Source organism: Campylobacter sp. VBCF_04 NA7, from assembly GCF_027737405.1.
Taxonomy (GTDB): Bacteria; Campylobacterota; Campylobacteria; order Campylobacterales; family Campylobacteraceae; genus Campylobacter_B.
In genome coordinates this window covers 216,168-241,974 of record NZ_JAOVTT010000001.1, presented here as the reverse complement: position 1 = coordinate 241,974, position 25,807 = coordinate 216,168, and the positions used below count along the sequence as shown (strand labels likewise).

Below are 25,807 nucleotides of genomic sequence, written 5' to 3'. Positions count from 1 at the left end.
ATATGTCAAACAAAACGCTAAATTGTCCAATTCGTGGCGAACTGAAAGTTAAAGAAAAAGCCAAAGATGATTTAACTTTTACAGAAGAATATCGTAGAATAGAGTGCGTGAAAGAGCTATTAAATTTGGGTTATCCAAAAGAAAGATTTGATTTTGAAAAAATTGTTTGGGATAATTTAGGAAATTCTGGTAGAAATAATATACGAGCGGACATTGTTATTTATGATGACGACAAAAAAGAAAAGATTTTTCTAATAGCCGAAATAAAGAGAGATGATGTAAATAAAAAAAATGAAACAATAGAAACACAATTAAAACCACCGCTGATAAAAAATAAAGCTACTTATGGAATTTATTATGATGGTGTAGAAAATGTATTTTTAGATGTGGGGGGGGGGCTACGAACAAGAATATCCTTTTGTAAAATTTCCAAAGTATAATTGGACTTTCAAAGATGAGCCATTAAAATATTCTGACTTGCAACCAATAAAATCATTTTATCCATTTCTATATATAATTCATCAATTATTACACAATTTGGGTTCAACAAAAGAAAAATCATATAAAGAATTTTTTAAAATTTTAATATGCAAATATTATGATGAAAAAGAGCATTGTAATGATGACGAGCCGTTGAGTTTTCAGCTTGGAAAAGATTTGCAAACTAAAATGCAAGAATTATATGAAAAGGCGAACAAATATTATAAATTAGATTTAGATGATGAATTTAACCTGCACAATGAAACTTTGATAAAAATAGTTAAATTATTAGAACAATATACATTGTTGGAATCTCGACAAGAAGTATTACAAGCATTGTTTATGAAATACGCAGAAAGCACTTTGAAAACGGAATTATCACAATTTTATACACCTATTGATATTATAGAATTTATTGTTGGAATGCTGGTTATAGGAAATATGACGACAGTTATAGACCCAGCTGGTGGTAGTGGTGATTTTTTGATAGGTGCTTTAAAAAAGAATAAAAATATTAGAGAAAATTTATATTATTTTGATTGTTCGCCAGAAGCTTGTAAAGTTGCTAAAATGAATATGATATTAAATGGTGATGGCAAAACAAATATTTATGAAAAAGATAGTATTGCTGAATTTGATATATATAATGAGCGTTTTGATTTAGTAATAACCAATCCACCGTTTGGAACTCAAACTATTTTCAATGGAAGTGATGATATTTTAGAACAATATGATATTTTTAAATATTTCAAAAGCGGCAAAAGCAAAAGTTTTGATAGCAAAGATAATCAAGGAAAAAGGCTTGGTGTATTATTTATAGAGAGAAGTCTAAAATTGCTCAAAAACAATGGTATTTTATGTATAATTTTGCCAAATGGATATTTAAATAATCCTAGCGATGTTGCGATTAGAAAATTTTTACTCAATTATAGGATAGTAGCTTATATTTCTTTGCCAGAAGGCGTTTTTAAGGGTAGTAATACTGGTGTAAAAACTGGAATTTTAGTAGTAAAAAAAGAAAAAATGGAAAATGATTATAGGATTTTTACTGCCGTAGCTAATGATGTGGGGTTTGATTTTCATAAGAAAACATTAGATAGATTATATCAAAGAGATGAAAATAACGGAACTGAAATTTTAGATACAGATAATAATAAAATTCCATTAAGTGATTTTCCGTTAATTTTACAAAAATTTAAACAATTTATTTTTGATAATAATATAAGTGGTTTTGAAAAAGAAAACACTAATATGGATTATGCGTATATAACTAGAAATAATTTTTTAAAAAATTTGATTTTAAGAGCAGAAAGTAATGAATTTGAATATATATCAACTATAAATAAGATAAAATCACAAGATTATTTTACATTATCACCTAATGAAATAACAAATAAAAAAGAAGTAAAAAAAATATCTCATGATGACTATATTTACTTAGATATAGGCAATATTGGATATGGCTCATATAGGTTAGATAATATTTTAAAAGGTTGGCAATTACCAAATAGGGCTGCAATGAATTTGCAAAAATATGATATATGTATATCAAAGTTAAAAGGAAGTTTGGAATCGTTTGCTATGATTTTGCATGATAATGCAGAAAATTTTATTTTAACAAATGGGTGCTATCGTATTAGAATTGATGATGAAGTTAAAAGGCTTAGTTTTTATGGTTTTTTATTTTCACAAGATTATTTAATACAAATGAAAGCATTGGCAACTGGTTCAATTATGCTTGATGTAAAAGAAAACGATTTGTGCGACATAGTATTTCCGAAATTAAGTGACTATAAATTACATGCTATAAAAAATTATATAAATAGTTCAAGGGAATTTATAAATCTTAATACAAAACTATTTAATTCATAATTTTTTATAATCAAATTCGAGATTTTTACTATGTATTTTTGTAGCGAAATCTCGAATTTTTAATTTATCTTAATTTCAGAATAATTTCAGTATAATCCAAGTTTCATTTCACACGCATTTATCCTTATTTAGTTGCAAATTTGGCAAGTTGTGAAAGCAAATTTCACGCCCAAAAAGCCCTAAATTTGCTAAAAAATGCGGAGGAAGAAACTAAATTTCGGGCTAGTCCCATAAGGAGAAAACTCATGGTTACAATGAGAGATTTATTAGAATGTGGCGTTCATTTTGGTCACCAAACACGCCGCTGGAACCCAAAAATGAAAAAATTCATTTTTGGCGAGAGAAAAGGTATCTATATCATAGATTTGCAAAAAACTATCCGCTACTTCCGCTACACTTACAATGTCGTTCGCGACGCAGCAGCTGAGGGCAAAACAGTGCTATTTGTCGGCACTAAAAAACAAGCAGGTGCGACTTTGCGTGAATACGCTGAAAAATGTGGAATGCCATTTGTAAATCATCGCTGGTTAGGCGGTATGCTAACAAATTTCAGCACTATCAAACAATCAATCCGCAAACTAGAAGTCATCGAAGCTATGGAAGAAGACGGCTCAATCAACCTTCTAACAAAAAAAGAAGCCCTAATGCTACGCCGCAAAAAAGAGAAATTAGAGCAATATCTAGGCGGAATTCGCAATATGAAAAGCTTGCCTGATATGATTTTTGTCATCGATGTAGTAAAAGAAAAAATCGCCGTTGCAGAAGCAAACAGACTAAAAATCCCTGTTGTTGCCCCACTTGATACAAACTGCGACCCAGATGTTGTAGATTTCCCAATTCCGGGCAATGATGACGCTATCCGCTCGGTTCAACTTTTCTGCCAAGAAATGGCTGAGGCTATCAATGAAGGAAAAGCGCTAAGAGACCAAGACGGCGAAGTAAGCGAAGAAAAAGCAGAAGTAAGCCAAGAAGAAAAAGATGAAATCGTAGAAGAAGCGATGAGCGAAGAAGATTTCGAAACAGCAGAGGACGCAGAATAATGGAAATTTCAGCACAAATGGTAAAAGAACTGCGCGAAAGCACTGGCGCAGGTATGATGGACTGCAAAAAAGCATTAGTTGAAACAAACGGCGATATGGAAAAAGCCGTGGATCTACTACGCGAAAAAGGTCTTGGCAAAGCTGCGAAAAAAGCAGATCGCCTAGCTAGCGAAGGTCTAGTATGTGTCGAAGTAAATGGCAACGCTGCAACAATTAGCGAGGTAAATTCAGAAACTGATTTCGTCGCAAGAAACCAAAATTTCATTGATTTGGTTAAAAATATCACTATTCATGTCCAAAAAAATAGCATCGAAACAGTAGAAGCGCTAAATGAGAGCGTAATCGACGGCGTGAAATTCGAAGATCACCTAAAAACTCAAATCGCGACAATCGGCGAAAATTTGGTTGTCCGCAGATTTGAAACCGTCAAAGCTGGCGCAAATGGCGTAGTCCAAGGATACTTGCACTCAAATAGCCGTGTGGGCGTCATCATCGCAGCAGCTTGCGATAGCGAAAAAACTGCCGAGGGCGCAAAAGATTTAATCCGCAACCTTTGTATGCACGCAGCAGCTATGAAACCAAGCGTGATTAGCTACAAAGATTTGGATAAAGAATTTATCGAAAAAGAATTCGCAGCACTTGTGGGCGAGTTAGAAAAAGACAATGAAGAGAGAGTAAGACTGGGCAAACCTTTGCACAAAATCCCAGTATATGGCTCACGCGCTCAAATCACTGATGAAGTTTTGGCAAAAGAGACTGAGAATTTAAAAGCAGAACTTAAAAAACAAAACAAACCTGAGCAAATTTGGGACAAAATTATCCCGGGTCAAATCGATAGATTTATCGCTGATAACACTCAAATCGATCAAAGACTTACACTTATGGGACAATTTTTCGTAATGGACGATAAAAAAACTATCGAGCAAGTAGTGGCTGAGACAGCTGAGAAACTCGGTGGCAAAATCGAAATCGTAAAATATGTCCGCTTCGAAGTAGGCGAGGGTTTAGAGAAAAAAGTCGATGACTTCGCAGCAGAAGTCGCAGCACAAATCGGCTAAAAATGACACTTTTAAAGGGCGTTAATCTTACTCATGCGTATGATTATACGCTCTTTAACGATATAAATATCACAATAAATTCAAATTCTACTAGCGCCATTTTGGGCGTGAGCGGTTGCGGTAAATCCACACTTTTGCACATTTTATGCACACTTTTAAAGCCAAATTCGGGCGAAGTTTTTTACAATGACACAAATTTATACTCGCTAAGCGCCGATGAACGGCTTAAAATTCGCAGGCATGATTTTGGCATAATTTTTCAATCACACTACCTTTTTAAGGGCTTTTCTGTCAAAGAAAATATCGAACTTGCAGCTAAGCTCACAAACAACAAAATTGATTATGAAATTTTAGAAAAACTAAAAATTACTGGGACGCTATCCCAAAATATCGGCGAGCTTAGCGGTGGTCAGCAGCAGCGCGTCAGTATCGCTAGGGTGCTAAACAAACGCCCACGCATTATTTTTGCCGATGAACCAACTGGAAATTTGGACAAAAACACCGCTAATGAGGTCATGGAGGTGATATTTGATTATATCGCCAAAAATGACGGCGCACTCGTGCTTGTAACCCACGATGAGTCGCTTGCAGGGAAATGTTCGTCAATTTATCGCCTAAATAATCAAAATTTAGCTAAAATATAAGCAATCACTAACCAAAATTATCCTAAAATAGGGAAATTTTTTTTCAAAAAGGCTAAAAATGAAAATTTTACTTGATAGCACAAATGAACAAGTTGCAAAAGTAGTTAATATTTGTTGCGAACGCACACACTCTGATTTAGCGAATTACAGCATTGATGAACAAGATTATGATTTGGTGATAAAAGATTATAGCGAAGAGGATAGCATTTCTCATTTTGATGTCGATAAAACCCTGTTTTTGATCTCCAAAGACGATATTATCGTAGGCGCGACACACACGCTGACTAAGCCGTTTGCGCCTGCTGAATTGATTAAATTTATTAGCGGATTTTCATCGGCAAAACCAAATCCTGAGATAAAATCAAAAATGGCACAAGAATTCGCCGATGTCAGCTCGATGATGAAAGAGATCGAGTCAATCGATGAAAAGGGCGATAAGGGCGCTGATATGGGAATTGGTCTAGCGCCAATCAATGATAGCGCAGATGAGGAAACAAAAGCTGAAAACCCTGCACTAAAACCAAAACCAGCCCTAAATATCGATGCTGGCGATACAATCTCTCTTGCTACTAGCGTAGAAGCTAGCAATGAGACGCAAAACGAAGTAAAATCTGAACCTGCAAAAAATGAGCCTTTTAATATCGAAATTCCTGATAATTTAGATGATTTGGTTTTAGAACTTGCCCCTAGCGAGCCAGAAGCTAAACCAAGTGATGAGAGCGTTAGTGAGCCTGCAAACGAGTCCAAAACTACCGCAGAAGCTAGCGTAGAGCCAGCTAGCGAGATAGCTTCTGAAAGCAGCGAAGCTAGCCAAAGCGAGGCTAACACGCAAAATTTCGAAAGTCTTTTAGATGATTTTTATAACTCTGACGATGATGTTCCGCTATCTGCATTAGCTGAAAATATCGATGATGACACACCGCTTTCTGCTATGCTAGATAATGTAAATGACGATGTCCCGCTATCTGCATTAGCTGAAAATATCGGTGATGATACGCCATTAAGTGAAATTTCGTTTGATGACCTTGATGATGATAAACCTTTAAGCGCATTAGCAGATGAAATTTCGCTAGATGATATCGATGATGACATGCCACTAAGTGCTGTTATGGATCAAATTTCAGACGATATGCCACTTAGCGAGATTGCGCAAAATAACGAGCCAGAAGAGGCGCAAGAAGAGCAAAAAGAAGAAGTAAAAGAAGAAGCCAAAGAAGAGGCAAAAGAGCAGAGCGAAGATTCATCTGATAGTGATTTTGGTTCGATGTTTTCTTCGATGTTTGATAATTCTAGTGATGATGAGCCAGAGGATAAAGTAGAGAGCGAAAAAGAGAGTGAAGCCCCAATCGCGCTAGCTAGCGACACAGAAATTCCTTTGGCAAATGTTTCGTTAGAGCCAGCATTTGAGAGTGTAGAGCACGGCGAGGACGAGGCAAAGGCTGAGCCAGAAGCCCAAATTTCACAAGATGAGACCTCAGATGAGGACGATGAGGAAACTGGCGATGATGATTTGCTTTTTGACAATATTTTAGCCCTTGAAAAAGATAAAAAAGTCGCTTCCGAGCCTGTTAAAGCGGCAGCGCAAGATGAGAAAAAAGATGAAAAACCAAATTTTGATGATTTGGATTTACCGCAAGTCGCAAGTGGCGTAGAGCTACCTGATATCAAACCAGCTGTCGATGTCAGTGTCGAGCCGACCGCTCAAAGTGAAGTTCCTGCGCATGTCGCACCAAAAACTCGCGATGAAGTTAATCGAATTTTGGAGCAAGAGCGCAGATTTTTAAGCGTCGATGAGTTAAAAGAACAGTTACGCTACGATTTAGAGGCAAATATCGCTAGTGTGTTGGAGCAATTCTCTGGCGAGGAAAACATACAAGAAGCACTTAAAGACCTTAGAATCAATATCAATATCTCATTTGAGGATAAATAATTGCTAGGTAAAATTTTACTAGTTTCAGGTCCAAGCGGAAGCGGTAAGAGCACCCTTATAAAGAGGCTTATCGCTGAGTTTGGCACAGATGAGATATATTTTTCTATCAGTTCTACCACAAGAGATATGCGAGATGGCGAAAAAGACGGCGTGAATTACCATTTTATCAACAAAGATGAATTCCGCCATGGCATAGAAAATGACGAATTTTTAGAGTGGGCGCTCGTGCATGGCAATTACTACGGCACATCGTTAAAAGCCGTGCGAGAGGCGCTAAATTTGGGCAAAATCGTGATTTTTGATATCGATGTGCAAGGTTTCGAAATCGTTCGCCAAAAAATAAGCAAAAACGAGCTTACCACGGTTTTCGTAACCACTCCGAGCCCAACAGAGCTAGAAAAGCGTCTGCTAGCACGGGCAGATACAGCCTCTGGCGATATCGCTACGCGTTTGCAAAACGCAAAAGACGAGATAAAATATCTCGCGCAATACGATTATTTCGTGATCAACGACGAGCTAGAAAGCGCGTATTTAAATTTTAAATCAATCTACAAAACAATCAGATTAGAAACCGCTAGATGCGATATTTCAGCGGTTATGAAATCTTGGAAATAAGGAGAGACAATGGGCGTTAGCGTTCAACAATTGCTAATTATTTTGGCTATTATAGTGTTGCTTTTCGGAGCGAAAAAAATCCCTGAGCTTGCAAAAGGCGTAGGCAAGGGTATCAAGTCGTTTAAAAAAGAGATGGAAGACGACCCTAAACTCGAAGAGAGTGTGAAAAAAGAGAGCGAAACTACCAAAGCTGACGAATCTCAAAAGGCTTAGTTTTTGAAAAATTTAGCTATAAACGAAATCTCTCGCGTCCTAGGGCGCGAGGTGATCATCGAAAAACCAAAAGATAAAACCCTAGCTCACTATGCTTCGCCTGTGGCTTTTTTGCTCGCAAAAGAGCTTAGAAAAGCCCCTAAAATCATCGCCCAGGAGCTAGCGGCTAAATTTAGCGATAACGAAATTTTATCAGCAAGTGCGATAAATGGGTATTTGAATTTTCATATAAAACCTAGCGTGCTTGGAAATTTAGCCCAAAATGCGCTAAATTTGGGCGAAAATTTTGCGAAAAATAGCGCAGAGCATAAAGGCGAAAAAATCTTGCTTGAATACATCAGCGCGAACCCAACCGGCCCTCTTCACATAGGCCATGTCAGGGGCGCAGTATATGGCGATACCTTCGCTAAGGTAGGAAACTACCTAGGTAGCGAGGTTTGCACAGAGTATTACATAAACGACGCTGGCAATCAAATCGAATTGCTTGGTATTTCAATGATACTGCGCGCGAAGGAAATTTTCGGGCAGAGCGTCGAGTATCCCGAGAAATACTATCGCGGCGAGTATATCGATGAGCTGGTAAATTTAAGCGTAGAGAAATTTGGCAAAGAGATTTTTTATGATGAGGGTAGAGTTTTAGAGCTTGCAGAATTTGCCAAAGACGAGGTTTTGAAAATCATCAAAAAAGATTTGGCGGATTGTGGCATTTCTATACAAAACTGGGCTAGCGAAAAGAGCCTTTATGGCGAGCTTGACGCGACTATCGCCAAACTTGAAAAAAGTGGCGAAATGTATAAAGAAGGTGGCAAGGTTTGGATCAAATCCAGTGCCGTGGGCGACGAAAAAGACCGCGTCGTCATCCGCGAGGACGGCCGTCCGACATATCTAGCGGGCGATATTGTATATCACAATAACAAATTCGAGCGCGGATTTGAGCGATATGTCAATGTCTGGGGCGCAGATCACCACGGCTATATTGCGCGCTTAAAGGCGGCAATCCACTTCCTAGGATACGATGAAAATGCCCTAGAAATCGTGCTTATGCAAATGGTAAATTTGCTAAAAAACGGCGAAGCGTTTAAAATGAGCAAACGATCAGGCACCAGCGTGCTAATGAGCGATGTGCTAAGTGCGATTGGCAAGGATAATTTGCGCTTTATGTTTATTAGCAAAAAGGGCGAAACACCGCTAGAATTCGACATTGACGAGCTTGGCAAGGAAGATAGCTCGAATCCGATTTTTTATATCAATTACGCTCACGCTAGAATTTACCAAATTTTTGGCAAAGCTGGCAAAAATATGAGCGATAGCGAGGTTTTGGGCGCAGATTTTAGCACGCTTGACGAAGCTGGGCTAAATTTGGCTTTTGAGGCGATGACGCTAAATGAGGTTTTAAACGAAGCCTTCGCTAGCAGAGGATTGCAAAAAATCCCTGATTTCCTTAAAATTTTAGCCGCAGATTTTCACAAATACTACAACGAAAACCGCGTGGTTGGCAGCGAAAATGAAAATGCCAAACTCAAACTTTTTGCCCTTGTCGCGCTTAGTATTCGCACGGCGTTTGGCTTAATGGGGCTAAGTGCGAAAGAGCGCATGTAAATTTTGCCGAATTTTCGGCAAAATTTTATTTCAAAATGAAAAATCCTATCAAAACTCTACTTTATAAAATCAAAAAACCGCTCCCGCCAGGTGCGCGCAAAATCAGCGGAATCATCAGCGATGTGCGTGCCTGCGAGGTGAGGGAGAATTTTTTTGTCGTGATTTTTTATGTAGGAGGGCTTAGGTTTAGCTCGATTTTCGCCAAATGGTGGGCGAAAAACGGCGATTTGATCGATGTGATTTACACCAGAGGCTGGCAGGAGGGCACTTATAGCGCGCTTAGTGTCACCAGCTATTCGACCACGGCTTATTGGGGAAATTGGAACTTGATAAAGCGATTTTGTGGCGTTGTATTTTCGCTACTTTTTGTTGCATTTATGAGCGCGGTCATCGTATCTGGCGTGGAAGAAATCGCGCGGATAGAGTATTTTTACGACAAGCTAGTTTATTTTCTTTTCTTTTGTATTGTCGCAATCGTCTATGGCATGGGCGTGGTAAATGCCTATGTCAAATTTAAAGTATTTTTTAGTTTTATCTACTACAAACGCAAATCTGATAAATTTTTAAAAGCCCTAAATTTAAGATTTCCGTTAAAATAAATTTTAAATTTTAGTCCAAATTTTGATTTTTCGCCTTAAAATAGCTTCCAATCTCGCTGATTAGCACACCTGCGATTATCAAAACAGCGCCTAAAATTTGCCAGCGATTTAGGATTTCTCCACCCACGAAAACCCCCATAATACCCGCAGTTACTGGTTCTAGCGTGAAAAACAGAGCGACTTTAATCGGCGTGGTGTAGCGCTGCATCAAAGCCTGCGCAAAAAACCCAAAAACCGTCCCTACAAGGCAAATGAAAATCATCGCGATGAAAAATTTCGTATCCAGCACGGGCGCGACACTCACGCCACTGACAAAGTAGCTTGCCAATGCGCAAAACAGGCTAAGTGAGGCGATTTGGACATAGACCATGCCAAAAATTTCGCATTTGCGCACGAAATTCGCCGTTAGCACGATATGAAACGAATACGCGCTCGCGCAAACGAGTGCCAAAATTTCGCCCGCTCCAAAGCCAAGCTCGGTTTGGCAGATGAGATAAAGCCCCGCCACAGCGAAAGCAACGCCGATATAGGCGTATGAGTAGATTTTGTATCCAAACAAAATGCTGGCGATAAATGGCACGAGCGCGACATTTAGCCCCACGATAAAGGCTACCGACGAGCTAGCGGCGAATTTCATCGCAAAGGCTTGGCTTACAAATCCTGCGAACAAAAACAGGCTCAAAACCACGCCATAGCGGATTTGCGTGCGCGAGATAGATTTGATTTTGCGCCAAAACAGAGCCGCGATAATCACGCTAGCGATAAAAAATCGCCAAAAAAGCAAGACAAAAACATCGTTGCTCTCAATCGCCCATGCTGTGGGCAAATACCCCAACCCAAAGGCAATCGCCACAAAAATCATGCCGATATCGGCTCTAAATTCCATGCTTAAATTTTTCATAAAGACCCTTTTTGTATTTGGCAAAAATTTAGCAAATTTGGCTTAAATTTTGAATTTTAAAATGTAATTAAATTTACAAAATAATCAAGAATTAATTATAAATTTTCCGCTTCGCAAGCCCGCAACCCTGCGCTGGAATTTAAAATTTAAAAATGGGGTCAAATTTGACCCCATTGCACTTTTAAAGCAGAGTTAGAAAGTTATTTCTATGATTTCATAAGGCTTAGTGAAGCTTTCGTCCTTGACTTCGAGCAGGTTTTGAAGCTGTGGCGCTAGGACATAATAAACGATTTTGACATCGACGGTGTAGGTGTTTTGTGGCATAGTTACGCTAAATTCCCTGCTCTCCCCAGCGTTTAATCTCGTATCTTCCTTCAAAGTTTTTGCGGCATACGATAGGGTTTCATCGCCTTTGCTGTCTGTATAGATCGCACGAAGTGCGCCTAAATTTTGCGTTGATAAAATTTTACCGAGCCTGTCTTTGAATCTGACATGCACTTCAACCGAGCGTCCGCTAAATCCTGTCGGAACCTTGTGAGTGGTTAAATTTTTTAAATTTATCACCGCTTTATCGCCGCCTAAGCGATTAAATCTAAGCTCAATCGCCTCTTTTAGGATATCTGAATTGCGCGCGCCGTTGAAAAAGTGAGATCTGATATCTCTGATAACCGCGCCCTCCCTAGGTGCGCCAGGGGCGATGATTTTTTTGGTCGATTTGCCCATGTGGCAATCCACGCAAAGTTTGGCGTTTTGCACGCCTGCGCCCTCAGCCTGTGTATTATAAATAGATAGCTTAGATTTACCGCCTTGTCCTTGGTGGCAAGAGTTGCAAAGCTCGTCGTTGTTTTGGAAAAAATCTCGTTTTTGGCTTTGGTGATACAGCGCATCAGCCTCGCTCACATCGTATGGGCCAGTCACATAATCCTCACTCCACGAGAAGCTTTTGTATCCAGAGATGCTTGGATCGCTTTGGTCTGGTTTGATTTTATCGACATTGTGGCAAATGTAGCACGAAATGCCGTTTTTGACATCTTCGCTTTTGGTAAATTCTTTGACCTTTGACTTTTCGTCCAAATCAAGCGACAGCGCCACGCTCATTGACACATCGAGCTCTTTGATTTTCATTTTTGCGTTGTGGCATTGACCGCATGATAGCGTTAGACTCTCTTCTAAATTTCCCGTTTCTTTGGCGATTAATGAAATTGATTTTTTGTAAAGTTCGTTAGAATCCTCGTGTGATAGCGCGTGTAGGGATTTGACCCATGCTTCATGCACATCGCTGTGGCAGGTGGCACAGACATTTGGATCGGCGAAATCAGCCTCGGCGGCAAACAAAAATGAGAAACCTAGTCCCAAAAGCCCTAAAAATTTAAACCTCATAATCTCCCTCCAAGTCGAAATTTGGGCTATTCTAGCAAAAGAATTCTTAAAATATTCTATTAGTTAAATTACACTTTTTAGATAAATTTAATATTTTATTTATCCGAATTGCGCTAAATTTCGACGAATTTTTGGAGGTTGAAATTTGAAATTTTTGGAGCAATTTAGCATTATTTTAGGAATTTCTCTGTGCGCTGAAATTTTATCCAAACTTATCCCGCTTAGCATACCAGCTAGTATTTACGGGCTGATACTTATGCTTTTGGCTTTGATTTTTAGGGTGGTTAAAATCTCGCAAATCAGGGAGAGCGCGTCGTTTTTCATGCAGATAATGCCTGTGATTTTTATCCCGGCAGGGGCTGCTATCATCGTAGCTGGCGATGTTTTGATGGCGAATTTTTGGGCGATAATCGTGATTGTGGTGATTTCTACGATTTTGGTAATGGGTGCTAGCGGATTTGTAACGCAGATTTATTACGAAAAAACGCTAGAAAAAGAGCGCAAAAAGCTCTACGAGGACGAAAAATGAGAGAGATACTCATAAATTCGGCGTTTTTTGGCGTTTTTTTGTGTTTGATTTCGTTTCAGGCTGGAATTTATCTGAAAAAACGCTTCAAACTAGCGATTTTCAACCCGCTTTTGGTGGGGACGATTTTGACGGTTTTGACGCTCGTGATAGTGGATATCCCATACGATAAATTCAACGCCAGCGCCGCGCATGTGAGCTTTTTCCTCACGCCGATTACGGTGTGTTTGGCGGTGCCATTATACGAGCAACTCTCGCTCTTGCGCAAAAATTTTGTTGCGATTTTTGCGGGGCTGTTTGCGGGCGTGCTGGCTGGGACTTGCAGTATTTACGCGCTGGCTTTGATTTTTGGCATTGATCATGCGCTCTATGTGACACTGCTACCCAAATCCGTAACCGCGCCCATTGGTATGGGTATTAGCGAGAGTTTGGGCGGAATCGTAAATTTGACCATGGCGTGCATAATAGCAACAGGGATTTTAGGAAATATATTTGGAGAAGCGATTTTAAGGCTATTTCGCATAAAAAAATCCGTAGCAAAGGGGATTGCGCTTGGGTGCGCAAGCCATGCTATGGGGACAGCAAAAGCCCTTGAAATCGGAGATATCGAGGGCGCAATGGCGTCTTTGGCGATGGCTGTAACTGGGCTTTTTACCGTGGTTGGGGCCAGTATTTTTGCAAACTTTATTTAAGGAAATTTTATGGTAATCACAATCGCTAGACAAACAGGGGCAGGTGGGCGCGAACTAGCCCAAAAATTGGCAGCTAGGCTGGGATACACTTACCTCGAAAAGGCCGATTTGCTCAAACGAGCTGATTCTTTGGGGTGCTTTGAGATGATGTATGAGTTTTACAACGAAATGCCCATAAATATGCTCTTGCACGCCATTTCGCACAACGAAATCGCAAACGAAGAGAAGCGCGAACGCATAGCCAAAATTTATCGCCAAATCGCACATGACGGAAATATCATAATTTTGGGGCGTTGTGCTGGGTATTTTTTGCGCAGTAGGGGGGATTTGCTGCGTGTGTTTTTGCGCGCGGAGGACGAGTTTAAGCTCACTCGCCTTGCTAGCGAAACCAAGGGCGATGTCAGGGAGTTTATGGAAAACTCAGACGCTGGCAGAGCGAGCTTTCACAGGTATTACACGAACGAAATTTGGGGCGCGTCGCAAAACTATGATATCTGCATAAATACATCGTTTTGCGGTGTCGATGGCGCGGCGCAAATCGTGGAAAATTTGATTAAATTTAAAGAAAATTTGGGCGATAAATGATTTAAATTTTCAAAACTTATAGCGCGTAGTATAAAATTTTATACAATCAATTTTGAGAGAATTTATTAAAAATTTTGCTTTCAAAATTGATTGATATTGATAAAAGTTATTGACTTATATTCTAAATTTCGTTAAAATACCCCGATTTTTCGCTATTTTCAAAATCACTGTATTTTTGATAAGCAAAATTTACAAATTTTATCCACGGGGGAAATTTATGGATTTTCTAAAAGACTATATTGATTATATAATTATTTCTATTTTGGTTTTTATGAGCTTTTTGGTCGTTTGGTTTAGCATAGAGCGGGTGCTGTTTTACAAAAGAGTATCGCCAAAAGACTACAAAAGCAAGGCGCTGTATGAGGAGGCGCTGAGCAAAAATCTCACCGCACTTTATATCGTGTATTCTAACGCCCCGTATATCGGGCTTTTGGGCACTGTGGCTGGCATTATGATTACATTTTATGACATGGGCGCTAGTGCCAATATCGACGCGAAGGCTATCATGCAAGGCCTCTCTCTCGCGCTCAAAGCCACTGCGCTGGGGCTTTTGGTCGCTGTGCCTACGCTGATGATTTATAACTGCTTTTTGCGCAAAGTCGATGTTATGCTCAATCGCTACGAGGGCTGAAATGCGACTACCTAGGAAAGAGGGGCTAAATATCGTCCCATTTATCGATATTATGCTGGTTTTGCTAGCAATCACGCTTAGCGTTTCGACCTTTATCGCACAAGGGTTAATCAAGGTCGATTTGCCAAGTGCCAAAAGCGCGCAAAGTCCAAGCGAAGAGAAGAAAATCACCATTAAAATCGACGAGCACTCGCAAATTTTCGTCGATGATATCGCCGTGGATAGCGAGGTTTTGAAGTCAAATTTGGAGCATTTGCAAAAGCATGATTTGATTGTTTTAGAAAACGACAAAAACTCCAAATTCGAGGCTTTCGTCATCGTAATGGACGCCTTAAAAGAGCTAAATCACGAAAATTTCGCAATTGTGACGAAAAAAGATGAATAGTGTAATCGGATTTTTTACTTCGCTGATTTTGCATATTGCCTTGCTTTGCTACGCTTTTGCGAATTTCAGGGCGCCAAATTTGATGCAAGATGAAGCTTTAAGCGTGATTAGAATTGAAAATTTCGTCGCTTTGAGTGATACTGCGCCCGAAAATTTGGAAAATTTAGCCGAGCAAAATTCACAGCCTGAGCCTGCCCCTGAACCTGCCCCAGAACCAGAACCATTGCCCGAGCCTGCGCCCGAGCCTGAACCTGAACCTACACCAGAGCCTACGCCTGCGCCCGAACCGCTACCTAAACCTGAGCCAAAACCAAAACCAAAACCAAAAAAAATCGCAAAAGAAAAGCCTGTAAAAAAGAATTTCGATAGCAACAAAACTAGCTCAAATTTGCCAAATTTAGCCCAAGCTAATGCTAGCGCAGGCGCACCAAAAGCGGGCATGGCAAACATACAAGGCAACGCCAAGAGCGATAATATCGGTGGCATGATACAAAAAATCATCGCAGCCTACGCGCAAAAAAACTACCCAAAAAGCGCGAAAATGCGTAAGCAAACCGGCATGGTAAAGGCGGAGTTTTCGTATTTGCCAGGTGGCGCGGTGCAGGGCGCAAAGATCACGGCTAGTTCTGGTGTGGAGGCGCTCGATGAGGCTGTTTTGAAGGCGATAGAGCGCACGAAATCGAAATTTCCGCCCACGACAAGCGCGCGAACTTTTGTCGTAAATGTGCGCTTTGTGCTGAAATAAATTTCAAAATTTTGCAAATTTAGCGACTTTAAATTTTAAATTTGTAGATTGCCACGCTCGTTTCACTCGCTCGCAATGACAGATTAAGGAAAATTTGCCAGCCATTGTCATTGCGAGCTTTCGCAGAAAGTGAAGCAATCTACGAGATTAAATTATGATTTGGTTTTTTAGTAAAGCTTTGCAAAGCAAAGAAGCTTTATTTAAATGATTATTAAATTATTTTATCTTTTTTTTGTGGGCAAGGACGCCACCCTACGATACTCATAGTTCTCTCCTTTAAAAAAAATTTGTTATTAAAATACTTTGTAACTTTTTGGTAAATTATCAATATTTATATTTTTTTGTAAAAAATATTTTTTTACTTCCTTATAAATTTCATCGTTATATAAATAAATCATAAAATATCTACCTGAAACCGGGGTAGCATACATAGATACAGTAAAGACTTCATTTGATATTCTTATAAAAGGTAATGCCGTAAAACATTTTAAATTTTTATTTATAAATAAGTAAAAGATGAATTTAAACATCAAATTTGAAAGATAGAGCAAAATAAAAGGCAACAGCAATTTACCGCCACCTACAATTAATAAAATGATTGCTATAAAATACACGATTATATGAAAGGTCTCTGTTTTAACACAAGAATTAGAAAAAAATGTTCTGCCTAATTCATCTTCTACAATTTTACATTTTCTTTTTAATTTTCCATAATCATAAAATTCGATATGATGATTTGTAAATTTAATTTTATGATTTTTAAATTTGAATTTTTGCAAAATCGCAACAATAACAATATAACCTATTGGTATCAAACTTAACCAAAGCAACTCTTGTGGCACTTTACCCCAACGCAATTCGTTGAGTATTCCAGCAAATATTCCAGCAAAAACGAAAGATGAAATCCATAGCGTTAGCACAAAAAATTCTTCATAACTTTGTATAATGAGCGGCTCTTTATCATAATCCCTAAAATTTGGATCGGTTTGTTTTTTATTTTCTAGCCATTGTTGATATTTAGCTTCTTTTTCTTTTGCTTGTTGAATTTTCATTTCGGCTTTTTTAGTCATTTGCTCTGCTTTTTCTCGCATTATTTTTTCATTATCCAAATTTAATCCTTTTTATAAAATCCCAGTCAGTATCTGTGATACTGAATTTATCAAATTTTACAAATTCAACCCCGCTTAATCAAATGTAAAATTTAGTAAATCACATTTGCAAGATAAAGTCCATTTGGTGGGGCTGGTATGCGGGTGAGGGCGTGGGAGAGGTCTATGGGGCGATTTGATTTGAGTGAGGCAAGGGCGTTTGCTAGCATTAATCGCACTTGCGCGCGCAAAAAGCCGTTTGCGACGAAATTTACCACGCTGAGATTTCCATGCGAATACGCACGCGCTACGAAAATTTCACGAACCGGGCTTTTTATCTCGCTTCCAACCTTCATAAACTCGCTAAAATCGTGCTCGCCGATAAATTTCGCAAGAATTAAATTTAGCTTTTCGGTGTCAAATTTGGGCATAAAAATTTGAAAATCGCTTAGAAATGGGTTAAATTCGCCGTGGTTGATGATGTATCGATACGCCCTAGCTTTGGCGCTGTATCTTGGGTGAAATTCATCGCTTACCACGCGCAGGTCGCGCACGAAAATATATGGCGCGCAGTGGCGATTGATGAGCTCTTTAAGGCGCGGTAGGCTTTGGTAGAGTTCGCATTTTACGGTGCTTGTTTGGCGCAGGGCATGCACGCCCTTGTCGGTGCGAGAGCTAGTGGTGAGCGCGCCAAAAATCCCGACTCTGCCTAGCGCGATTTTGAGCGCGTCCTCGACGCTACGACCATGTGGCTGGGACTGCGAGCCACAAAATCGCGCGCCGTTGTAAGCGTAGGTAAGAAGTAAATTTTGCATTTTAATATCGCGGTTTGATTTTGAAGTTATAATAAATCCAAGATAGGATAAATGTCAGCAAAAATGTCACGCTAATGGCGATTTGTGGGCGTTTGGCTAGTATCATAATCAGCGCAAAATAGCTAAAAAGCACCCCAAAAATCCCAGCGTAAATAAAGCCCTTTTCGTAGCGGTAAGTTACGATTCCAAAGCTTAGCGCAAAAAGCACGCTTGCTAGCGGAAATAGCGAAACAAGCACATAAATGCTGAAATCTTTTTTGCGTTTGTCGTTTTTGCGCATTTCGCGCCAGTATCCTAGCACATCGCTCCCTGTGCGGATATTGCTCTTAGAAAGTGTGCGTATGATAAGCTCGTCAAACTCAGTAATATGCCACTCGTCGCTATCCACGGTGTAGATTTTGCCATCGCGTAAAAGTGCGGAAAAACTTTGATTTTCGCTTACAAACTCGCCTTTTTTGGCGATGATTATGCGCTCATCTTCGCCCTTTTTGCCGTGGTTGTAAAATACTAAATTTTTATAAATTTTGCCGTTTTCGCCCTCGTCTTCGCCCTCGATGAAAACCATCCACTCCGAAAATTTCTGCCCAAATTCGCTAGCTTTGATATTTAGTGTGGCATTGACTTTTTTGTAGTCGATGAAATTGTCTTTGAGATTTTCGGCGATTGGCATCATTACAAGCGAAATAAAGAGCAAAAGAACCGAAAAAATCGCCGCAATCACGCCGAAAAACACAGCGATTTTGCGCGTAACATAACCGATAGTAAAAAGCACGATTGTCTCGTTCTCTTTTGAAAGGCGGAAAAGCGCCATGCTAAGGGCGACAAAAAAGGCAATCGGCACGGTGAAAATGAGAATTCGCGGCAGCATAAAAAGGTAGAGTTTGATTAGCTCTATCAAATTTATCTCGATAAAAGAGGTAATGCGCGCAATCTGCAAGAAAAACACAATCGACATAATGATAAAAAGCGTGCTAAATAGCGACGCAAACGAGCTTATGAAGTTGCTAAATAGGTATTTTTGAACTCTATCCATAAATCATTTCCAAAAGCTCTAAAATTTGAGCTTTGAATAAAATCGTAAGCAAAAGTCCAGCTGATAAAAACGGCACAAACGGCAGTTCGTAGCCTTTTTTGTTGGCGATTGCGTATGCTGGCAAGGTCAAAATCGCGCCGATATAAATCGCGATACCGCCTAGCTTCCAGCCCAAAATCGCGCCAATGATTATGGCGATAAAAATATCGGCTGAGCCCATGGCTTCGCGCTTTAAAACCTTTGTGATGATGAGGCGAAGCGCGAAAAACGCTAGTCCATACCCAGCGGCTGGATACAGCAAGCTAATGTCAAAATCATAAAGCAAAGGATAGACTAAGCTAAGTGCGGTAGCTGTGAAAAGCAGGCTATCTGGCACGGCCTTGAACTCGAAATCGATCGCCGAAAGCGCTAGTAAAAGTATGAAAAGTAGCGCTAAAATGGCGGCTTTGATGATATCTGGCTCGCAGATGTAGGCGCACAGGGCTAGCGCGCCGGCTAAAAACTCCACTATGGGATAGCGGATAGAGATTTTTTCCTTGCAAAATGCGCATTTTCCGCCCAAAAACAGCCACGAAAACAGCGGGACATTGTGGTAAAATTTCAGCGGAGTGCCGCATTTAGGGCAGTGCGAAGCAGGGAAGTTGATACTCTCGCCACGCGGAAGCCTGTGGATTAAGACATTGCTAAATGAGCCGACACAGATGCCAAAAAGGGCGAAAATCGCCATATAAAGGTAGTATTCCATAAAAATCCATTATTAAATTGATAAATTTTGCAAACGGCTATTTTACAATTTTTTGGCTAAATTTTGGGCAAATTCGGGAGTGAAATTTAAAATTTACGAAATTTGCTGTCATTGTGTAAATTAATAGTGTTGCTAAATTTGTCATTGCGAGGAGCTGTGTGACAGCGACGAAACGAAACAAGCGAAGTACTGGCGTGTGGAGTTGGGTAGATTTGGACAAGCCATAGGCGAAGTCTAATCTGTGAGTTGAAAATTAAAAGCGCAAAATTCTCTGTCATTGCGAGAAATACGAAGTATTTCGAAGCAATCCAGTAAATTTTAAAGCGAATTAAAATTTATCTAAATTCCCACTGGATTGCTTCGTCAAGGCTTCGCCTTTCCTCGCAATGACACGGATTAGAGCGACTGATTATTTGCGCTCGTAGATTGCCACGAATTTTGCTAATGCAAAATTCTCGCAATGACAGTGGCGAGCAAAATTTGTTTAATCTGTCATTGTGATGAGCTGTGTAGCAGCGACGAAGCAACCTACGAGTTAAAAATTTAAAGCATGCAAATTTGCACTCGTTGCGAGCTTTCGTAGAAAACGAAGCAATTTGGAAAATTATCATTTAATTTTGGAATTTTATTTTGGAAATACTGCGCCGAAATTTTAAAATTCAAAATCTTTTAAATTTTCTTAGATTGTTAGAATTTTGTGTATTTTTGTTTTGTGATATTATAAACCACCAAATCTTCGGTTTTTGTTTTTAAATTCGCTGATGATTTGCGACAATTCTGCGTTAGAAAATTCTGGCCACAAAGTATCGCTAAATGCTAGTTCGGCGTAACTTGCCTGCCAGAGCAAGAAGTTTGAAATGCGCTTTTCGCCACCTGTGCGGATTAGCAAATCCACATCGCCACTGCGCGCAGTATCCAAATGCGCTGAAATTTCGCTCTCGCTAAATTCGCTCCCAGAGCGTGAAATTTCACGACACGCTCGCACGATTTCATTACGCGCGCCGTAATTTATCGCCAAATTTAGATTTAAATTCGCACAATTTTGCGTAAAATTTTGCAAATCATAAATTTTGCTTTTCAAATCATCGCTAAATTTCTCTATATCGCCGACGGCTTTGAAATTTATCCCATTTGCCAAAAAACTCTCTTTTTTATCAACCAAAAATTTCGCCAAAAGTTTCATCAAAAACTCAACTTCGCTTTTTGGTCGCTTCCAATTTTCGGTGCTAAATGCGTAAAGAGTTAGATTTGGGATTTTTTCTTTTATGCAAAATTCGCAGATACTCTGCACGACCTGCGCGCCCACTTCGTGCCCGCCAGTGCGCAATAGGGCGCGTTTTTTAGCCCAGCGCCCATTGCCGTCCATAATGATTGCTAAATGGTTTAATTGATTCACGATTTAGATTTTTTTAAGTTCGTTTGCTAGTTTTAGCGCGATTTCATCTTTGCTCGCAGTATCTAGCTCGGTAATAAAATCGTTTGTCAAAAGCGTGATTCTCGTGACATCGCCACCTAGTTTTACCACATCATCTAGCGTATTTAGGCATACTGCGTCAAGATTTTTCTCATCTAGCATGCGTTTTGCTTCGTTTAGTGCGGTCTCTTTGTCAGTTTCTAGCTTGAAGCCGATTTTTTTGATATTTGCATGCACTGAGCTTAAGATATCATCGGTCTTGCCAAGGCGCAGGTTCCACACATCGCCGATTTCTGTCTTTTTGACCTTGCCTTTGTAGCGGACTTTTGGAGTGTAGTCGCTAACAGCTGCTGCCATTATCAGGTATGAGCCATCAGGGAATTTCGTGCTATCAAGGGCTGATTTTAGGCCGATTGTGCTCTCAAAAATCGTAAGTTTATAAGGCAAATTTGGATAATCCACGCTCGAAATCAGCGTTACATTTGCGCCTAGATAATAAAATGCGTCCGCGATTGCCTTTGAGGTTTTTCCGCTAGAAAAATTTGTAATTCCGCGGATATTGTCGATTTTCTCGGTTGTTGGACCGCCTGTGATGACGACATTTTTGCCTTCCCAAAATTTATCCTTATGGATTGCGCGTTTTACGGTTTGAAGTATCGCCTCTGTGGTCGCAAGGCCGCCTTTGCCCTTTTCGCCACAAGCTAGCATTTTTTCGATAGGCTCGACAAACAAGGCTTTGACATTACTTTTTAAAATTTCAATGCAGTTTTGGGTTATGTTGTTTTCAAGTAGCGCAGGATTGGCTGCTGGTGCGATTACGACCTTGGCTTTGGCGAAGGCTGCGTTTATGGTTTGTAAAAATACATTATCACAAACTCCCCAAGCAAGCTTGTTTATCGTATTTGCCGTAGCAGGAGCGATTAAGACTAAATCTACTTTTGAGTAGTTTATGTGATTTACCCCTTTTTGCCAGTCTTCGTTGCCGCTGCATAGCACAGGGTGATCGCACAAAGCCTCGAAAGCCTTGTAGCTCACAAACTCGCTCGCACCCTCGCTAAGTGCGACATAAACATCGAAATTCGCCTTTTTAAGCGCAGAGAGAATTTCAAATGCTTTATAAAAACTAATGCTTCCACAAACTGCTAGTAAAATTTTCTTCTTACTCATTGTTGCTCCTAAAAAATTTATAGAAAAATTCAGCTTTGTTTGTTTGTTTTGATCTAGCTATCGCTAGTGCGCCATTTGGGACATCTGAAACGATAGTTGAGCCCGCTGCTATGATGACATCATTGCCTATTTTAACTGGGGCTACGAACTGCGTATCAGAGCCTACGAAGACATTTTTTCCGATTATGGTTTTGTATTTTTTCTTGCCGTCATAATTGCATGTAATCGTGCCGCAGCCGATATTTGTGCCACTATCAATCTCGCAATCGCCCAAATAGCTTAAATGGCCTGCTTTGATATTATTTACTTTTGCATTTTTTAGCTCGACGAAATTTCCGATATGAGTGCCCACAATCTCGCATTTTGGGCGTATGTGCGCCATAGGGCCAAGGTCGGAATTTTTGATAAGTGAGCTTTCGACTACGCTTGAACTTTTGATTATAGAGTTTTCGATCACACACTCGCCGATGATACTGACATTTTCTTGCAACTCGCACTCGCCGATAAATTTCGCCCTGCAATCGATATAAATCGTGCTAGGAAGGCGCATTAGCACGCCAGCTTTCATCAAGCGCTCTTTTATGCGATTTTGCATGATTTCCTCAGCCACGCTTAGCGCAAATTTATCATTTATTCCCATGAAATTTTGCTCATCAACCCACACGGCAGAGCATTTTAGCCCCATATCCTTGGCGATTTTTATGCTATCTGTGAGGTAATACTCTTTTTGGGCGTTGTTTGGTGTGATTTGAGGCAGTATTTTTTCTAGCACCTTTGTGTTGAAGCAGTAGCACCCAGCATTTGCGTCGCAAACTAGCTTTTCTTCCTCGCTAGCGTCCTTTTGCTCGACGATTTTTAAAATTTCGCCATCTTTTGTGATAACTCTGCCATATCCAAATGGATCTTTTGCGCGAAATACGCTTAGGGCGACATCTGCGTCGCTACTGCAAAGCGAGCGCAAATCTGCGCTGTCGATTAGTGGCATATCGCCACATACGATTAGAGTTTTTTGGCTATCAAATTTGATATCTTTTAGCGCGCCTGCGGTGCCAGGGAAGTTTTCGTGGTCTTGTTTGTAAATTTTGGTGTTTGGATACTCGCTCAAAACTGCCTCTTTGACACGATCAAATTGATAGTGCAAAATCACGCTCACATCATCGCTAATCTCATACGCGCGCTCCAAAACATGGCTTAACATCGACTTTCCGCAAAGCTCAAATAGGACTTTTGGGCGGTCTGACTTCATACGCGTGCCAAAACCAGCGGCTAGAATTACTACTGAAATTTCACTCATAATTTTCCTAAAAAATAAAAATTTAGGGATTTTATCACAGCAAAGATTAATAAAAGATTACTTTTGCGCGCTGAAATTTTAAAATTTGCCATTAATAAAATTTGTAATATAAATTTAAACTCAAATTTTATAAAATCCTTAGAATTTTTAAAATTTTGGGGTAAATTTTGACAAAACTTATCATCGTTACATTTATTTGGGCGTTTAGCTTTTCGCTGATTGGCGAGTTTTTGCGCGGGATTGATAGCGCGTATTTGGCGCTTTCGCGCGTGGCTTTGGCGTTTGTGTGCTTCGTGCCGTTTATGAAAATTAGGGGTGTAAATTTGCGTCTAGCAGGGCAAATTTGCGCGATTGGCGCAGTGCAAATCGGCATAATGTATATTTTTTATTACAAAAGTTTTGCGTATCTCAAAGTCTATGAAGTGGCGCTTTTTACGATATTTACGCCGTTTTATGTAACGCTGATATATGACGCGTTTGCTAGGCGTTTTCGCTCGCTTTATCTGCTTAGTGTTTCGCTTGCGGTTTTGGGGGCATTTGTGATTAAATTTAACGGCATAAACTCTGAGTTTTTAACCGGATTTTTGCTGATTCAAGGGGCGAATTTGTGCTTTGGCGCAGGTCAGAGCGCGTATAAATACCTCTGCGAAAGCAAGGGCCTTGGCGAGCAAAAAGAGCTTTTTGGCTATTTTTTCCTAGGCGCAGTGATTGCTTGCGCGCTTGTGGCGGCGCTTTTTGGAAACGCGGCGAAATTTAATCCAAACGCAGAGCAGGTTGCAATCATAATTTTTATGGGCGTGGTAAGCTCCGCGCTTTGCTATTTTTTGTGGAACAAAGGCGCTTGCGAAGTCGATGCTGGCGTGCTTGCGATTATGAATAACGCTCTAATCCCAGCCGCGATTATCGTAAATTTAGCCCTTTGGCATAAAGACGCCGAGCTTGGCAAATTCCTAATCGGTAGCGTGATAATCGCATTTTCACTAATCCTACACAAAAAAATAATGAAATTTTACGCAAAAGCCTAAATTTGGTTAGTTTTGATTAGCTTTTGTAAAATTTAGAGATAGAATTTGTAATTAAAATTTCGCAAAATTTCATTAGGTTTAAATTTGTTCGCTAAAATTGCGGATTTGAATTTAAAAAAAGTTGGAGAAGATGAAAAAAATAGTCAAAATTTTAGTTATTTTAGCCCTGATTTTGGGCGGATATTTCGCGTATAAAAAGCTTGGCGCAAAAGACGAAGCCCCAAAAATCCTAACCACAAAAATGCAAAAAGGCAATATCCGTGGCACCGTGACAGCCACTGGCGAGGTTTATGCGCAAGAGTTAGTCGATGTGGGTGCGCAAGTAGGCGGTCAGATCAAAAAGCTCTATGTCAAAGTCGGCGATGTGGTCAAGGCTGGCGATATGATAGCCCAAATCGACTCAGTTACCCAAGAAAACAATATCGCCAAGGAAAAGGCGCAGTTAAATATCTATGAGGCAAATTTGGTTTCAGCCAAAATCGCAAGTGATAACGCACAGACGCAGTATAATCGCGAGCTTAAACTCTACAAAGCAAACGCGACTTCGAAAGAAGCCTTAGAAAACGCCAAAAACAATCTCGCTGCAAAAAAGGCAGCCAAAAAACAGATCGAAGCGCAAATCGAGCAGACCAAACTCTCTTTAAGCACAGCTGAGACAAATTTAGGCTACACCAAAATCACAGCCCCTACTAGCGGGACAATCGTATCAGTCCCAGTCGAAGAGGGAAAGACGGTCAATGCCAACCAAACCACGCCAACAATCGCAAAAATCGCGGATTTAAGCAAAATGGAGATAAAAATGGAAGTCGCCGAGGGCGATATTTCTAAAATCAGCGTCGGCACGCCGGTAGAATACTATATTCTCTCAAATCTCAATGATGTGCGCCAAGCCCATGTCTCTCACATAGACCCAGGTCTTACTACGCTAAGTGACGGCAGCTACGACAAGGCTAGCACGAGCGCGAGCTCATCAAAAAGCGCTGTTTATTTTTATGTCAAATCCCTAATAGATAATAGAGATAATTACCTAAAAATCGGCATGACGACAGAGTGCGAAATCATCGTAAATCACGCAGAAGACACAAACTATCTGCCAACTTCTGTGATTAAACGCGATGAAAATGGGGATTATGTCATGGTAAAAAGGGCTTTTGGCTCAGAGAAAACCTATATTAAAAAGGGTATTAGCGATGATTTAAATACCGAAATTTTGGGCGGTTTGAGCGATGATGACGAGATTATTATCGCAGATGGTTCAAACGCCAATCAAATCGGCGATGGCAGAGGCGGACGCGCTCCTAGAATGAGATTTTAAAATTTAAAATTTAGCC

General features: G+C 40.0%; 27 protein-coding genes. 18 read left to right on the top strand and 9 right to left on the bottom strand.

Going from position 1 to position 25,807, the window contains the following annotated elements; genetic code table 11:
* Nucleotides 1-2 precede the first annotated feature (2 nt).
* The 10 genes from OFO00_RS01125 (at nucleotide 3) to OFO00_RS01080 (ending at nucleotide 10,050) form a co-directional block, all read left to right on the top strand.
* Entirely contained in the window at nucleotides 3-440 is a 438-nt protein-coding gene (locus OFO00_RS01125) for a type I restriction enzyme HsdR N-terminal domain-containing protein (protein ID WP_270864551.1), read from the top strand.
* Nucleotides 385-2,352, top strand: coding sequence for an HsdM family class I SAM-dependent methyltransferase (locus OFO00_RS01120; protein ID WP_270864550.1), 1,968 nt, complete (start codon nucleotides 385-387; stop codon nucleotides 2,350-2,352). Before OFO00_RS01125 ends, OFO00_RS01120 begins: the two co-directional genes overlap by 56 nt.
* 245 nt (nucleotides 2,353-2,597) lie before the next feature.
* Nucleotides 2,598-3,392: a 30S ribosomal protein S2 gene (gene rpsB / locus OFO00_RS01115; protein ID WP_270860623.1), complete on the top strand. Its 795-nt coding sequence runs from the start codon at nucleotides 2,598-2,600 to the stop codon at nucleotides 3,390-3,392.
* Nucleotides 3,392-4,450, top strand: a complete 1,059-nt coding sequence (gene tsf, locus OFO00_RS01110) for a translation elongation factor Ts (RefSeq protein WP_270864549.1) — start codon at nucleotides 3,392-3,394, stop codon at nucleotides 4,448-4,450. Before rpsB ends, tsf begins: the two co-directional genes overlap by 1 nt.
* Before the next feature lie 2 nt (nucleotides 4,451-4,452).
* The gene (locus OFO00_RS01105) at nucleotides 4,453-5,094 is read left to right on the top strand and encodes an ABC transporter ATP-binding protein (protein WP_270861911.1); all 642 of its coding nucleotides are present in this window, start codon (nucleotides 4,453-4,455) and stop codon (nucleotides 5,092-5,094) included.
* A gap of 58 nt (nucleotides 5,095-5,152) precedes the next feature.
* The gene (locus OFO00_RS01100) at nucleotides 5,153-7,024 is read left to right on the top strand and encodes a hypothetical protein (RefSeq protein ID WP_270864548.1); all 1,872 of its coding nucleotides are present in this window, start codon (nucleotides 5,153-5,155) and stop codon (nucleotides 7,022-7,024) included.
* On the top strand, nucleotides 7,025-7,639 hold the full coding sequence (gene gmk, locus OFO00_RS01095; protein ID WP_270864547.1) for a guanylate kinase: 615 nt from the start codon (nucleotides 7,025-7,027) through the stop codon (nucleotides 7,637-7,639).
* A gap of 9 nt (nucleotides 7,640-7,648) precedes the next feature.
* On the top strand, nucleotides 7,649-7,852 hold the full coding sequence (locus OFO00_RS01090) for a twin-arginine translocase TatA/TatE family subunit (RefSeq protein WP_270859118.1): 204 nt from the start codon (nucleotides 7,649-7,651) through the stop codon (nucleotides 7,850-7,852).
* Between the two features lie 3 nt (nucleotides 7,853-7,855).
* Nucleotides 7,856-9,451, top strand: coding sequence for an arginine--tRNA ligase (gene argS / locus OFO00_RS01085; RefSeq protein ID WP_270864546.1), 1,596 nt, complete (start codon nucleotides 7,856-7,858; stop codon nucleotides 9,449-9,451).
* A gap of 35 nt (nucleotides 9,452-9,486) precedes the next feature.
* The gene (locus OFO00_RS01080) at nucleotides 9,487-10,050 is read left to right on the top strand and encodes a hypothetical protein (protein ID WP_270864545.1); all 564 of its coding nucleotides are present in this window, start codon (nucleotides 9,487-9,489) and stop codon (nucleotides 10,048-10,050) included.
* 10 nt (nucleotides 10,051-10,060) lie between these two features.
* Here OFO00_RS01080 and OFO00_RS01075 read toward each other — a convergent pair whose 3' ends face one another.
* Nucleotides 10,061-10,951 (bottom strand): DMT family transporter, encoded by an 891-nt coding sequence (locus OFO00_RS01075; protein ID WP_270864544.1) that lies wholly within the window; start codon nucleotides 10,949-10,951, stop codon nucleotides 10,061-10,063.
* A gap of 192 nt (nucleotides 10,952-11,143) precedes the next feature.
* Nucleotides 11,144-12,331, bottom strand: a complete 1,188-nt coding sequence (locus OFO00_RS01070) for an ammonia-forming cytochrome c nitrite reductase subunit c552 (RefSeq protein ID WP_270864543.1) — start codon at nucleotides 12,329-12,331, stop codon at nucleotides 11,144-11,146.
* A gap of 145 nt (nucleotides 12,332-12,476) precedes the next feature.
* Between OFO00_RS01070 and OFO00_RS01065 the strand changes: the two genes are divergently transcribed.
* From OFO00_RS01065 to OFO00_RS01040, 6 genes are all read left to right on the top strand, one after another.
* Nucleotides 12,477-12,860: a CidA/LrgA family protein gene (locus OFO00_RS01065; RefSeq protein WP_270861882.1), complete on the top strand. Its 384-nt coding sequence runs from the start codon at nucleotides 12,477-12,479 to the stop codon at nucleotides 12,858-12,860.
* A complete protein-coding gene (locus tag OFO00_RS01060; RefSeq protein ID WP_270864542.1) occupies nucleotides 12,857-13,549 on the top strand; it encodes an LrgB family protein in 693 nt (230 codons plus the stop codon). Before OFO00_RS01065 ends, OFO00_RS01060 begins: the two co-directional genes overlap by 4 nt.
* Nucleotides 13,550-13,558: 9 nt before the next feature.
* Nucleotides 13,559-14,134 carry a cytidylate kinase-like family protein gene (locus tag OFO00_RS01055; RefSeq protein ID WP_270864541.1) on the top strand — a complete coding sequence of 192 codons (576 nt, stop codon included), beginning with the start codon at nucleotides 13,559-13,561 and terminating at the stop codon, nucleotides 14,132-14,134.
* 217 nt (nucleotides 14,135-14,351) lie between these two features.
* On the top strand, nucleotides 14,352-14,765 hold the full coding sequence (exbB, locus tag OFO00_RS01050) for a TonB-system energizer ExbB (RefSeq protein ID WP_270861880.1): 414 nt from the start codon (nucleotides 14,352-14,354) through the stop codon (nucleotides 14,763-14,765).
* A gap of 1 nt (nucleotide 14,766) precedes the next feature.
* Nucleotides 14,767-15,150, top strand: coding sequence for a TonB system transport protein ExbD (gene exbD, locus OFO00_RS01045; RefSeq protein ID WP_270864540.1), 384 nt, complete (start codon nucleotides 14,767-14,769; stop codon nucleotides 15,148-15,150).
* On the top strand, nucleotides 15,143-15,895 hold the full coding sequence (locus OFO00_RS01040) for an energy transducer TonB (protein ID WP_270864539.1): 753 nt from the start codon (nucleotides 15,143-15,145) through the stop codon (nucleotides 15,893-15,895). Before exbD ends, OFO00_RS01040 begins: the two co-directional genes overlap by 8 nt.
* Nucleotides 15,896-16,188: 293 nt before the next feature.
* Here OFO00_RS01040 and OFO00_RS01035 read toward each other — a convergent pair whose 3' ends face one another.
* From OFO00_RS01035 to glmU, 7 genes are all read right to left on the bottom strand, one after another.
* Entirely contained in the window at nucleotides 16,189-17,004 is an 816-nt protein-coding gene (locus OFO00_RS01035; RefSeq protein WP_270864538.1) for a hypothetical protein, read from the bottom strand.
* A gap of 92 nt (nucleotides 17,005-17,096) precedes the next feature.
* Complete coding sequence (truA, locus tag OFO00_RS01030) at nucleotides 17,097-17,798, bottom strand: tRNA pseudouridine(38-40) synthase TruA (RefSeq protein ID WP_270864537.1); 702 nt, start codon at nucleotides 17,796-17,798, stop codon at nucleotides 17,097-17,099.
* A 1-nt stretch (nucleotide 17,799) separates the two neighbouring features.
* Nucleotides 17,800-18,831 carry an LptF/LptG family permease gene (locus OFO00_RS01025; protein WP_270864536.1) on the bottom strand — a complete coding sequence of 344 codons (1,032 nt, stop codon included), beginning with the start codon at nucleotides 18,829-18,831 and terminating at the stop codon, nucleotides 17,800-17,802.
* Entirely contained in the window at nucleotides 18,824-19,576 is a 753-nt protein-coding gene (locus OFO00_RS01020; RefSeq protein ID WP_270864535.1) for a prepilin peptidase, read from the bottom strand. Before OFO00_RS01020 ends, OFO00_RS01025 begins: the two co-directional genes overlap by 8 nt.
* Before the next feature lie 718 nt (nucleotides 19,577-20,294).
* Nucleotides 20,295-20,972 carry a polyprenyl diphosphate synthase gene (gene uppS / locus OFO00_RS01015; protein WP_270864534.1) on the bottom strand — a complete coding sequence of 226 codons (678 nt, stop codon included), beginning with the start codon at nucleotides 20,970-20,972 and terminating at the stop codon, nucleotides 20,295-20,297.
* Between the two features lie 3 nt (nucleotides 20,973-20,975).
* On the bottom strand, nucleotides 20,976-22,157 hold the full coding sequence (gene coaBC / locus OFO00_RS01010) for a bifunctional phosphopantothenoylcysteine decarboxylase/phosphopantothenate--cysteine ligase CoaBC (RefSeq protein ID WP_270859075.1): 1,182 nt from the start codon (nucleotides 22,155-22,157) through the stop codon (nucleotides 20,976-20,978).
* Nucleotides 22,150-23,451 carry a bifunctional UDP-N-acetylglucosamine diphosphorylase/glucosamine-1-phosphate N-acetyltransferase GlmU gene (gene glmU, locus OFO00_RS01005; protein WP_270864533.1) on the bottom strand — a complete coding sequence of 434 codons (1,302 nt, stop codon included), beginning with the start codon at nucleotides 23,449-23,451 and terminating at the stop codon, nucleotides 22,150-22,152. The genes coaBC and glmU overlap by 8 nt, the downstream gene beginning before the upstream one ends.
* Before the next feature lie 167 nt (nucleotides 23,452-23,618).
* Between glmU and OFO00_RS01000 the strand changes: the two genes are divergently transcribed.
* Together OFO00_RS01000 and OFO00_RS00995 are read left to right on the top strand one after the other, a co-directional pair.
* A complete protein-coding gene (locus OFO00_RS01000; RefSeq protein ID WP_270864532.1) occupies nucleotides 23,619-24,476 on the top strand; it encodes an EamA family transporter in 858 nt (285 codons plus the stop codon).
* A 130-nt stretch (nucleotides 24,477-24,606) separates the two neighbouring features.
* Nucleotides 24,607-25,791 (top strand): efflux RND transporter periplasmic adaptor subunit, encoded by a 1,185-nt coding sequence (locus tag OFO00_RS00995; protein ID WP_270864531.1) that lies wholly within the window; start codon nucleotides 24,607-24,609, stop codon nucleotides 25,789-25,791.
* Nucleotides 25,792-25,807 lie beyond the last annotated feature (16 nt).